The following is an 11,790-nucleotide window of genomic DNA, read 5'->3' as shown; positions in this document are numbered from 1 at the left end:
TCAAGATCCACACACATGGTTATCCACAGAATCTGTGGGTAACCGCTGAGAGCCCTTTCATAACCGGCCGTGTAAAAAGTCAAGAAAAGAATAGCCTCTATGCTCAATCACTCGCCACTATGATGCTTTTATCAGCGTCGCTGGCTAGCTTTTCAGCAGTCGATTGAAAAGACAGATTTTATTGCTTTTCATCAGTTGACACCTTTCGAGGTGCTCGCTAACATTCGCCCCGTTCTCAAGGCAATTCCCCCTTAGTTCAGTTGGTAGAACGGCGGACTGTTAATCCGTATGTCGCAGGTTCGAATCCCGCAGGGGGAGCCACTATCTTGAGATAAGATAGACATTGCAAAAGTGAGCACCCGTTCTGCTGCGCAGAATATGTCGCAGGACTAGGCGTCCATTACATGGCGTCCCCGTCCAATCCCGCAGGGGGAGCCACTATCTTGAGACATCACAGAACACAATAGCGACACGATTCCCCCATAGTTCAGTTGGTAGAACGGCGGACTGTTAATCCGTATGTCACTGGTTCGAGTCCAGTTGGGGGAGCCAATTCTATGTCTCTCTTCTCCTTGACCTATCCTACTTTCTCCGTGATCTCATCACACACTCTTACCGTGATCGAACACGCTATGCTGCCACTACCCCTAGAATAAGGTGCGCGCGTAAAGCGTTACTAACAGCTTACAGCGAACCAAGCAAAAACCCTGCTTGATGGCGGTTGTTATAGCCGCCTCAAAGGTCGATAATAGGCAGATCACAAAAACATTAAATGATTAAACAGCATGGCTGAGTATTTGTTGCTACTGGTGGGCACAGTATTGGTCAATAACTTCGTACTGGTGGAGTTTTTGGGCTTGTGTCCATTCATGGGCGTATCAAAAAAACTGGAAACAGCAATTGGGATGGGGCTTGCCACAACCTTCGTGTTGACCTTGGCATCAGTGAGCTCGTATCTGGTTGAAACCTATATTCTTATCCCACTTGATCTCGGATACCTGCGCACACTGAGCTTTATCTTAGTGATTGCCGTGGTGGTGCAGTTTACGGAAATGGTGGTGCATAAGACCAGTCCAACACTGCACCGACTATTGGGCGTATTCCTACCTTTGATTACCTCAAACTGTGCGGTACTCGGGGTGGCCTTGCTCAATGTGAAACAACAGCACAGCTTTATCGAATCGATTATTTACGGTTTTGGGGCGGCCTGTGGTTTCTCGCTGGTTCTCGTTTTATTCGCTGCAATGCGCGAGCGTATTGCAGCCGCTGACGTACCCGCGCCTTTCAAAGGCGCGTCAGTGGCAATGATTACCGCAGGATTAATGTCGCTCGCCTTTATGGGCTTTACAGGACTGGTGACTTTATCATGAGTGGAATAGTGATAGCGGTGGTTGTGCTTGCCGCGCTCGCCGCCATATTCGGTGCAATCCTAGGTTTCGCCTCGATTCGTTTTAAGGTGGAGGCGGATCCGATTGTCGATCAAATTGATGCCATTCTGCCGCAAACGCAATGTGGCCAATGCGGTTACCCTGGCTGTCGCCCCTATGCCGAAGCCATTGCCAATGGTGACGAGATTAACAAGTGTCCGCCAGGTGGCCAGCAAACGATTGAAAATTTGGCTGATTTGATGGGCGTCGAAGCGACCGAACTCGCCCACGATGAAGAAAAAAGTATCAAAACCGTTGCCTTCATTCATGAAGAAGATTGCATCGGCTGCACCAAGTGCATTCAGGCCTGTCCGGTCGATGCGATTGTCGGCAGTACCAAAGCGATGCATACCGTGATCGAGCAAGATTGTACTGGGTGTGATTTATGTGTTGCCCCCTGTCCGACCGACTGTATTGAAATGATCCCCGTTCAGGACACCCCTGAAACCTGGAAATGGAAGCTTGAACAAATTCCCGTTGTAGATGTCACTGAGAGTCAGAGAGCACGCGCCTGATGGACAGCCTTATAGAACAAATAAAACATGGCCAGATCTGGGATTTCCATGGCGGCATTCACCCGCCTGAGCATAAAACTCAGTCGAATCACGGCGCCATTTTAGAAAAGATACTCCCTACCGAGCTGGTTATCCCGCTAAAGCAACATATTGGCAGCAAGGGAAAATTATGCGTGAGCCAGGGCGATCGGGTATTCGCGGGGCAAGCCCTCACTGAGACGGATATTCAACAATGTGTGCCGGTACATGCGCCGACATCGGGCACCGTGATTGCCATCGAAGATAGAACCATCGCGCATCCTTCAGGCTTGTCCGACCGTTGCGTGGTGATTCAGCCCGATGGAAAAGATGAGTGGGGACCTAAACCTGCCCTACCGGCTTATCAAACCCAGCCGCCAGAGCAATTGATCGATCATATCCGCTCTATGGGCATTGCTGGAATGGGAGGCGCTGGCTTTCCAACCGCAAGAAAACTGCAAAGTGGCTTGGCGCGTACTGAAGTACTTATCATCAACGCCGCAGAATGTGAGCCTTATATCACCGCCGACGATCGGCTGATGCAAGATTGCGCCGATGAAATCATCGCAGGGGTACAAATTCTTAATCACATTGTTAAGCCTAAGCTGACCGTGATTGGCATTGAAGATAATAAGCCAGAGGCTATCGCTGCGCTTAAAGCAGCGGTGAAAGCCGTCGATGAGGACATACTCATCCAGGTAGTACCTACCAAGTACCCATCTGGCGGTGAAAAGCAGCTGATTCAAATCATTACCGGCAAAGAAGTCCCAGCCAAAGCCTTTCCCGCCAGTATTGGTGTGCTTATGCAAAACATCGGGACCACTTATGCGATCAAACGCGCCGTGCTAGATGGCGAGCCGCTGATCAAGCGTGTGGTTACTTTGACAGGGAAAACACTCAAAACCCAGCAGAACCGGTGGGCACTACTTGGTACGCCAATTGGCGAATTGTTGGCGCATCATGGTTACAAGGCTGAGAAAAAACTGTCTCGGGTGATTATTGGTGGCCCGATGATGGGCTTTACCGTCCCACATACACAAGTGCCTGTGACTAAAACCACTAACTGTGTACTGGTGCCAACGCGCAAGGAAATTGCGCCTGCCAAGCAAGAGATGGCCTGCATTCGTTGCAGTGCCTGTGCCGATGTTTGTCCCGCTCACCTGTTGCCCCAACAATTGCAGTGGTATGCCAAAGATCAGGACTACGACAAGTGCCAAGACTATGATCTCTTCGATTGTATTGAATGCGGCGCCTGTGCCTATGTGTGTCCGAGTGAGATCCCACTGGTGCAATACTACCGCCAGGCCAAAGCAGAAATTCGTGAAATTGAAGCGGAAAAAGAAGCCGCGGAGCGCGCACGTCAGCGTTTTGAAGCCAAAAAAGCGCGAATGGAACGTGAAAAACAGGAACGAGAAGAAAAACATCGCAAAGCGGCCGAGCGTCGCAAGCAAGCGGCGCAACAAAACACTGGCTCGGGTGATGCCCTTAACGCTGCGGTAGAGCGCGTGAAGGCGAAAAAAGCCGCGCAATCGGCATCGAGTGATGTCAAACCTGCTGTTGCGGCGGCGATCGCACGGGCCAAAGCGAAACAAGCCGAAGCGGCAAAAACCGGCAGTGATGAGCCAGACAACAGTGAAATGATGAAATTGCGCGAAGAGCGTAAGCGTCAAGCGCGAGAGCGTAAGGCGGCCAAAGAGGCGCAAAAAGCTTCAGCAGCTGCTGATTCACAGGCAACATCCGACAGCACCGAGAGTCAAGACGGCAAGAAAGACGCAGTCGCCGCAGCCGTTGCCCGTGCCAAAGCACGCAAAGCGGCTCAGCAAAACGATGCCAAGGCAGAGCCAACACCCGCGGCCGAGCAATCATCCGCCGCAGAAAACACGACGGCACAAACGGATGACGCTGGCGATAAAAAAGCGGCTGTCGCCGCCGCCGTTGCCCGTGCCAAAGCACGTAAAGCCGCTCAGCAAAGCGATGCCAAGGCAGAGCCAACACCCGCGGCCGAGCAATCATCCGCCGCAGAAAACACGACGGCACAAGCGGATGATGCTGGCGATAAAAAAGCGGCTGTCGCCGCCGCCGTTGCCCGTGCCAAAGCACGTAAAGCGGCCCAGCAAGGCGATGCCAAGGCAGAGCCAACACCGGCGGCCGAGCAATCATCCGCCGCAGAAAACACGACGGCACAAACGGATGACGCTGGCGATAAAAAAGCCGCAGTCGCCGCCGCGGTTGCCCGTGCCAAAGCACGTAAAGCGGCCCAGCAAGGCGACACCAAGGCACAACCTGAGACGGCTGCCGATACGCCATCCGACGCTGCAGACACCGCGACTGCAACCGACGAAGCGAACGACAAAAAAGCCGCTGTCGCAGCCGCCGTCGCGCGTGCTAAGGCGCGTAAAGCCGCACAACAATCACAAGAAGATAAGGAATAACCCACGTGGCGTTTTTCATTGCAAGTTCACCACACGCCCACAACAAACGTTCCACCAGCCATATTATGCTGACGGTGCTTCTCTGTGCCCTGCCCGGTTTGGCCGCACAGTGGTATTTCTTCGGCTGGGGCGTGCTGGTTCAATTAACCTTGGCGGTAATCACGGCATGGTCAACCGAAGCATTGGTCATGCGATTACGTCATCGCCCCGTGATGGCTTACCTTCGCGATAATAGCGCCCTACTCACAGCGTTTTTATTGGCCGTCGCGATCCCACCGATGGCGCCTTGGTGGGTGATCGTCATTGGTACCGCGTTTTCTATTATTGTTGCCAAGCATATCTATGGCGGATTAGGACAGAACCTCTTCAATCCAGCCATGGTTGGCTATGTGGTACTCCTCATCGCTTTTCCGGTGCAAATGACCACCTGGTTACCGCCCGAGAGTCTCGCCACCCATAGTTTGACCATTACCGATACCCTCGCGGCGATTTTTGGCGGCTATACCTTAGATGGTTTTAGTGTCAACCAATTGCGTATGACCGTGGATGGCGCCACCATGGCGACGCCTCTGGATACCATTAAAACTGCGCTCGCAGGCGGTCAAACCGTCAGTGAAGCCTTGCAACAGCCCATTTTCTCAGTGCTAGGCGGTAAAGGTTGGGCTTGGGTAAACACGCTTTACCTACTCGGTGGTTTGGTGCTTATCCAACGTGGCATTATCAATTGGCATATTCCTGTCGCGGTACTCGTCGCCTTGTTTGCTTGTTCATTACTCGGCCACTTGGTCGCACCGGATCAACTCGCGTCGCCCCTGATTCATTTGTTGTCTGGCGCGACCATGCTCGGGGCGTTTTTTATCGCCACCGATCCGGTGTCGGCCTCCACCACCGACCGTGGCCGCTTATGGTTTGGTGGCCTGATTGGGGTGTTGGTGTATTTAATCCGCACTTGGGGCGGCTACCCAGATGGTGTCGCGTTTGCGGTGATCATTGCCAACTTGTGCGTTCCATTGATTGATTATTACACCAAACCAAGAACGTATGGGCATGCCACAAACCGTGCGGAGAAGAAGTCAAAGTCATGATTGATACTATAAAAAAACATGGGGGCATTCTCGCAATCGCAGCCCTCTTGTCGACAGCACTGGTGGCGGTCACTCACGCGCTGACCGAAGACACCATTAAAGAGCAGCAGCAAATTCAATTATCAAAGGCGCTCAATCAGGTGATCCCTGAAGACAGGCACGATAATCCGCTGCATCAAAGCTGCCGCCTTATCGAAAATAAGGATGCACTGGGCACCGATGACGCCCAGCCTTTTTATGTTGCCACCCTAGGCGGTGAGGTCATTGCCGTTGCTATTCAAGCTATTGCCCCTAATGGCTACAATGGTGCCATTAAGGTATTAATTGGCATGGATGCGACCAGCCATCAGGTGCTGGGTGTGCGGGTTCTCGAGCATAACGAAACCCCAGGACTGGGAGATAAAGTGAGTTTGCGGGTGTCAGATTGGATCCGTAGCTTTAGCGGCAAAACCGTCACCAGCGAAGACGATGCGCGTTGGGCGGTCAAAAAAGACGGCGGGCAGTTTGATCAGTTTACCGGCGCCACCATTACCCCGCGCGCGGTTGTCGGCGCCGTCAAAAAAGCGGCTTGGTTTGTGAGTCAACACCAAGACGCGCTGATCAACCAACCGGTTAATTGCGGAGGAGCGTCATGAACAGCGCCCACAAAGAGCTAATGAAAAATGGCTTATGGAGTAATAACCCAGCGTTTGTGCAGCTACTAGGTTTGTGCCCACTGTTGGCGGTATCCGCTACCGTCACCAATGCACTTGGCCTTGGGATCGCGACCTTGGCCGTACTCGTCGGCTCCAATTTGATTGTGTCACTGATTAGGGACTGGGTACCCAAAGAAGTGCGCATTCCTATTTTCGTGATGGTGATTGCTTCACTGGTGACCTGCGTGCAACTGGTCATGAACGCGTATGCTTACGGCCTTTATCAATCGCTCGGTATTTTTATCCCATTGATTGTCACCAACTGTATCATCATCGGCCGCGCCGAAGCCTTTGCCTCTAAAAACCCTGTCGGCTTGTCGGTGAGTGATGGTTTTTGGATGGGCACCGGTATGACAGTAGCCTTGGTGATATTAGGGGCTATTCGCGAAATTATCGGCAATGGCACCTTGTTTGATGGTGCCGACCTTTTGCTCGGCGACTGGGCTGCCGCGCTTAGGATTGAGATTTTTCAATTCGACACCAAGTTTCTGTTAGCCATATTACCACCGGGCGCGTTTCTCGCGGTCGGCTTTCTTATCGCGTTGAAGAACATCATTGATACACACCTTGCCAGTAAAACAGAAAAAGACGACAAGCCGGTGATTGAGCGCGCACGGGTGACGGGTAATCAATGATCCACAGGATAGGGTAAATGAATAAAGAAAAACGACGACAAATTCTGGAGCGCCTGCGCGATAACAACCCGAATCCGCAAACGGAGCTCAATTGGTCAACCCCTTTCGAGTTATTGATCGCGGTGTTACTGTCTGCGCAAGCGACCGATGTGAGTGTCAATAAAGCCACCGATAAGCTGTATCCGGTGGCCAATACGCCCGAAGGGCTACTGGCATTGGGCGTGGATGGGGTGAAGTCATATATCAAAAATATTGGCTTATTCAATTCCAAAGCGGAAAACGTGATTAAAACCTGCCGCGCCTTGATTGAACAACACCATGGCGAGGTACCAGAAAGTAGAGAGGCGCTAGAAGCCCTGCCCGGCGTGGGACGCAAAACCGCCAATGTGGTACTCAACACCGCGTTTGGTTGGCCCACTATCGCCGTGGATACCCATATTTTTCGCGTGTCCAATCGTACCAAGTTCGCGATGGGTAAAAACGTCAATGACGTGGAAGAAAAACTGATCAAGGTGGTGCCTAAAGAATTTAAGGTCGATGTGCACCACTGGCTAATTCTGCATGGACGCTACACCTGCCTCGCACGAAAACCTCGCTGTGGCAGTTGTATCATTGAAGATTTATGTGAGTACAAAGAAAAAGTTTATCCAGATAGCTAACGCCGTCAACGGCGAGCACTGGCAAGCCAAAAAGGAGCAACGTCATGTCAAACGGCAGAATTCTACACACCATGATCCGCGTCGGTGATCTAGACCGTGCTATCAAGTTTTATACCGAAGTAATGGGAATGCGTTTGTTACGCACCAATGAAAACGAGCAGTACAAATATAGCTTGGCGTTTGTCGGCTATAGCGATGAATCAGAAGGCGCCGTGATTGAGCTGACCTACAACTGGGGCGAAAGCGAGTACGATCACGGTAACGCCTTTGGCCATATCGCGATCGGTGTGGATGATGTTTACGCGACCTGCGATCAAATTCGTCAAGCGGGCGGCAATATCACCCGCGAGCCAGGCCCTGTCAAAGGCGGTAGTACTGAAATCGCCTTCGTGACTGACCCTGATGGCTACAAATTGGAGCTTATCCAAAACAAAAGTGCCTCTGCGGGGTTGAACGGCTAACACAGCAAGACACGTCACAAAAATAAGCCCGGCATTCGATGCCGGGCTTTTTCGTGCTGTCTATGTTGTATCGGAGGCATACACTGTCTGTGATAACCTCTGTGGCTGTCGCCTATAACAAGGTTCTTCCTAACGAAATCACCACACGGCGGTTTTTACTGCGCCCAATTGGGTCGTCGTTGTCAGCAATCGGACGGCGTTCGCCATAAGCCTCAACGGTAATCCGATCTTCAGGTAAGCCCAGCGAGGTAAAGTAGTCGCGCAATTTCTTCGCTCGTCGCTCTGACATTTGCTGATTGGCTTCACGGGTGCCACGCGCATCAGAGTAGGTCGCCACTAGCACCAAATCGATATCATCGCTGTAACGAACAAACTCGGCTATCTGCGTCAATCGTTGGCGGCTTGCTTTGGTCAACTCATCGCTGTTTTCTTGATAACGCAAGACGGTAAAGGAAATGTCCTCAAACGCATACGGCAATAACTTATTCAGACACCGGCTAAATTCATTATATGGCGAGCCAAATGCCACCGCCGATAACGCCACATCCACCTGTCGCTGCTGACGCTGCCAGTCTTTAAAGCTAAACGTGGGGAATCGTCCCGCCTCTAGCTCGCTCAGCATCGCCCAAGCCGTTTGACCGCCCACATAGCCATCAAATTGTTTGAAGAACTGGAGTTGGTCCATATAGCGTGCCGGCTCTCCGGGCATCCAGTCAGCGGGCATGGAAAGCAGTGACACCTGCGCGGTCTCACCCATAGGCCGCTGCATATCGAGTGAGAAATCGAGATTCATGTCCTTACTGGCTCGTGATGTGAACGATGCTTGCCCGTACCCTGGCACGTCATGCTCTAGACGGCACTCAATGGGCGTATCAATTGTCACGGTCCAGCTCGACTCCCCCAACGATGCCACGTATTGCTTGTTAGCAGACGCCTGGTTGGGCAAAAGAAGAGCAACACATGACACCACCACTGGGATAAAGCGCCATTTCATTAAATCAACAGGACAAAACGCCATTACAGACTCCGTACGTCGCGTGATTCTGTCTTCACGCACAGTTTACTGCTTGAAAGGTTGCGCGAGTCACCGCTGCTGCAGTGACCAAAACATGGCTTAGACACAAACAAATGGTTATAAAGTTATCGACACGTTACACGCCGACTTTAGCTTAACGCCACTATTTGCGATAATCACCCTTTTCTTATTATTCGTAAAGTGACATCAGCATGAGCCAAGCAAGTGATCCAAATAGTCTCAAAGCCCGATTCCGTGGTTATTTCCCTGTCGTTGTCGACGTTGAGACAGCCGGCTTCAATGCCCAAACCGATGCACTGCTAGAGATTTGTGCTGTCACCTTAAAAATGGACGAGCAAGGCTGGCTATCGCCAGACAAAAAGCTGCACTTTCATGTCACCCCGTTTGAGGGCGCTAACCTTGAACCCGCCGCCCTAGAGTTCACCGGTATCCGTGACCCTTATAGCCCACTACGCGGCGCGGTTGATGAAGGCGAGGCCTTGCGGGAAATCTTTAAGCTTATCCGTAAAGAACAAAAAGCAGCGGAATGCCAACGCACCATTATGGTCGCCCACAATGCTAATTTCGATCACAGCTTTGTGATGGCCGCCGCCGAGCGGGCGCAATTAAAACGTAACCCGTTCCATCCTTTCGCCACCTTTGATACCGCCGCCCTGAGCGGACTGGCGCTCGGTCAAACCGTGTTGGCGAAAGCTTGCCAAACGGCGCAAATCCCGTTCGATAATAAAGAGGCGCACAGTGCGCTCTATGATACCGAGCGTACCGCTGAGCTATTCTGTGAAATCGTCAATCGTTGGAAACGCTTGGGCGGTTGGCCCCTGCCTTCCACCTCGGAGAGCACAGCGTCCCCCTCTACCTAATCACGCTGGTGTAAAGACCGTATACGCACAGTCAGGTCGGTAGCAACGCAACCTTTGCGTTGCTACCGACCCTGCATGCTTGACGCCAAACGTGTTCACAAACCACAAAAAGTTCAGCTTATAGTTGTTAACAATTTGTTTGCGGTCACATTTTTGTGATCTTATTTTGGTCTTTATTTCGTTATCAGACTAACCACTATTAAACAGGCACATAAGGAGTGAGCGACAAAAAACGAGTGTGAAAATCACGTTAAATAGGGGCTGAGCATAGGTATAACTCAAATAGAGTATTTACTTAAAACAACTGATAGAAACATTGTCAGCCCAACCAGGTGAAATATTGTGTTACCCGTTTTGAAACCAACCTTTAACAAACGTGAAATTGGTGCCACTATTGAACCTGTAGAACATCCGACCACTTCTCACGCCCACGTAAGATGGGCACTGAAGCGGCGGCCCCAAAGAACAAGAAGCTAATTAACAAAGGAGTGAGGCGCGTTATGTCATCACTATTTAAGAAATCGCTAGTGGCAACCAGTTTATCTTTGTTAGCCGTGCAAGCACACAGTGCCGGCTTCCAAGTATCAGAAACCTCGGTATCCGGTTTGGGGCGTGCTTTTGCCGGTGAAGCCGCTATCGCAGATAATGCCGCAGTGGGCGCACGTAACGCCGCTGCCCTAACCCGTTTTAACACCACCGCTTTCTCGGGCGGCTTAAGCATCATTGACCCAGATGTGCATGCGGATGTGGAGGCAACCTCACCACTCACAACGGACGCAAAAGATATTGCGCCGACTGAGTATGTGCCTAATATTCATATTATTCAGCCGATTGATGACAAATTAGCCGTGGGCTTCTCTGCCTTCTCTAATTTTGGTCTATCCACCGACTATCCAAAAGACTTTTACGCGGGGTCCATTGCAGGGTCAACCGAACTGGTGACCATGAATTTCAACCCGAATATTGCCTACAAGCTTAATGATCAGTGGAGTATTGGTGCGGGGATCAGTGCTATTTATGCTGATGCAGAGCTAAAACGTCAAAAAGGGGCATTGGGAGGAGCATCTGCAACCGATCAGGCGGCAAAACTAACCGGCGATGGTTGGGGTTTTGGCTGGAATCTCGGCACTCTTTGGGAATTGGACGAAAATAACCGTTTTGGTCTCACCTATCGGTCACAAACCGATGTCACGCTTGATGGTAAGTTCACAGATGGCACAGGCACTAAAACAGGCGTCCCGGGCTCAACCGTTGACGGTGAGTTAGAACTTAACCTACCTGAAATCATCGAATTCTCGGGTTTCCATCAGTTAAACCAACAATTCGCCGTCCATTACAGCGCCATGTACACCGGCTGGGATAGCCTAAAAGAGCTTAAAGCAACCGGCTCTCAATGTAGCGATAACACCTGCTTCCAAAAAGACGAAGGTTGGGATAACAGCTGGCGTTATGCGTTAGGCGCCACTTACACCATGGATGAGCATTGGGCATTCCGAGCTGGTTACGCTCACGATGAGAGCCCAGTACCGGCGGAAAAACGTACGTTAAGCATCCCAGACTCTGACCGCCAGTGGTGGAGCTTAGGTGCTACTTATACTGCTAATGAAAACCTTTCTATCGATGCCGGGTTTGCCTTCCTCGATGGTGATCAAGTCGGTGGTACTGAAGCTTTAACTGATTTACAACCATCAGATACTGATTTTTCAGCCGGTGGCGATGCCTACATCTATGGTTTGCAGCTGAACTACTTGTTCTAATCCCGACTGCTTAACCTAAACCCAAGGAGCCGGCCTATTAAGGTCGGCTTTTTTGATCTTATTGTCCCATCCTGAATGACATTAAAAGCGATGGCTGGCCGCTATGATGGAATAACGCGACCAAGCCCCGCACACAGACATGCCGTGAACCCATCCTTGGGGCCGCCGCCGCGCCCTTTTTGCCTACTTTACTGGTCGCGACTTTCAGCA

The 11,790-nt window shown here is 51.3% G+C and carries 11 protein-coding genes and 2 tRNA genes; 12 read left to right on the top strand and 1 reads right to left on the bottom strand.

Going from position 1 to position 11,790, the window contains the following annotated elements:
- Positions 1-245 precede the first annotated feature (245 nt).
- The 10 genes from EHW56_RS11480 (at position 246) to gloA (ending at position 7,927) form a co-directional block, all read left to right on the top strand.
- Positions 246-321 (top strand) — tRNA-Asn (locus EHW56_RS11480).
- Positions 322-476: 155 nt separating this feature from the next.
- Positions 477-552: transfer RNA gene (locus EHW56_RS11475), tRNA-Asn, on the top strand.
- 233 nt (positions 553-785) lie between these two features.
- Positions 786-1,370: an electron transport complex subunit RsxA gene (rsxA, locus tag EHW56_RS11470; RefSeq protein WP_046075315.1), complete on the top strand. Its 585-nt coding sequence runs from the start codon at positions 786-788 to the stop codon at positions 1,368-1,370.
- On the top strand, positions 1,367-1,942 hold the full coding sequence (rsxB, locus tag EHW56_RS11465; protein ID WP_046075314.1) for an electron transport complex subunit RsxB: 576 nt from the start codon (positions 1,367-1,369) through the stop codon (positions 1,940-1,942). Before rsxA ends, rsxB begins: the two co-directional genes overlap by 4 nt.
- Entirely contained in the window at positions 1,942-4,392 is a 2,451-nt protein-coding gene (gene rsxC / locus EHW56_RS11460) for an electron transport complex subunit RsxC (protein ID WP_152795704.1), read from the top strand. Before rsxB ends, rsxC begins: the two co-directional genes overlap by 1 nt.
- A 5-nt stretch (positions 4,393-4,397) precedes the next feature.
- A complete protein-coding gene (gene rsxD / locus EHW56_RS11455; protein ID WP_172970020.1) occupies positions 4,398-5,477 on the top strand; it encodes an electron transport complex subunit RsxD in 1,080 nt (359 codons plus the stop codon).
- The gene (gene rsxG / locus EHW56_RS11450) at positions 5,474-6,112 is read left to right on the top strand and encodes an electron transport complex subunit RsxG (protein ID WP_152795702.1); all 639 of its coding nucleotides are present in this window, start codon (positions 5,474-5,476) and stop codon (positions 6,110-6,112) included. Before rsxD ends, rsxG begins: the two co-directional genes overlap by 4 nt.
- A complete protein-coding gene (locus tag EHW56_RS11445) occupies positions 6,109-6,807 on the top strand; it encodes an electron transport complex subunit E (protein ID WP_152795700.1) in 699 nt (232 codons plus the stop codon). Before rsxG ends, EHW56_RS11445 begins: the two co-directional genes overlap by 4 nt.
- Before the next feature lie 17 nt (positions 6,808-6,824).
- Complete coding sequence (nth, locus tag EHW56_RS11440; protein ID WP_046075309.1) at positions 6,825-7,466, top strand: endonuclease III; 642 nt, start codon at positions 6,825-6,827, stop codon at positions 7,464-7,466.
- Positions 7,467-7,510: 44 nt separating this feature from the next.
- Positions 7,511-7,927, top strand: a complete 417-nt coding sequence (gene gloA / locus EHW56_RS11435) for a lactoylglutathione lyase (protein ID WP_046075308.1) — start codon at positions 7,511-7,513, stop codon at positions 7,925-7,927.
- A gap of 112 nt (positions 7,928-8,039) precedes the next feature.
- Here the strand turns inward: gloA and EHW56_RS11430 are convergent, their stop codons facing one another.
- Positions 8,040-8,921, bottom strand: a complete 882-nt coding sequence (locus EHW56_RS11430; RefSeq protein ID WP_077606926.1) for an OmpA family protein — start codon at positions 8,919-8,921, stop codon at positions 8,040-8,042.
- 233 nt (positions 8,922-9,154) lie between these two features.
- Here EHW56_RS11430 and rnt point away from each other — a divergent pair, with 233 nt between their 5' ends.
- Positions 9,155-9,823, top strand: a complete 669-nt coding sequence (gene rnt, locus EHW56_RS11425; protein ID WP_046075307.1) for a ribonuclease T — start codon at positions 9,155-9,157, stop codon at positions 9,821-9,823.
- Positions 9,824-10,323: 500 nt separating this feature from the next.
- The gene (locus tag EHW56_RS11420) at positions 10,324-11,580 is read left to right on the top strand and encodes an outer membrane protein transport protein (RefSeq protein ID WP_152795698.1); all 1,257 of its coding nucleotides are present in this window, start codon (positions 10,324-10,326) and stop codon (positions 11,578-11,580) included.
- The last annotated feature ends 210 nt before the right edge of the window (positions 11,581-11,790 follow it).

This window comes from Salinivibrio sp. VGrn1, assembly GCF_009377995.1.
GTDB classification, from domain to species: Bacteria; Pseudomonadota; Gammaproteobacteria; order Enterobacterales; family Vibrionaceae; genus Salinivibrio; species Salinivibrio siamensis.
This window is presented reverse-complemented; position numbering and strand designations above follow the sequence as displayed.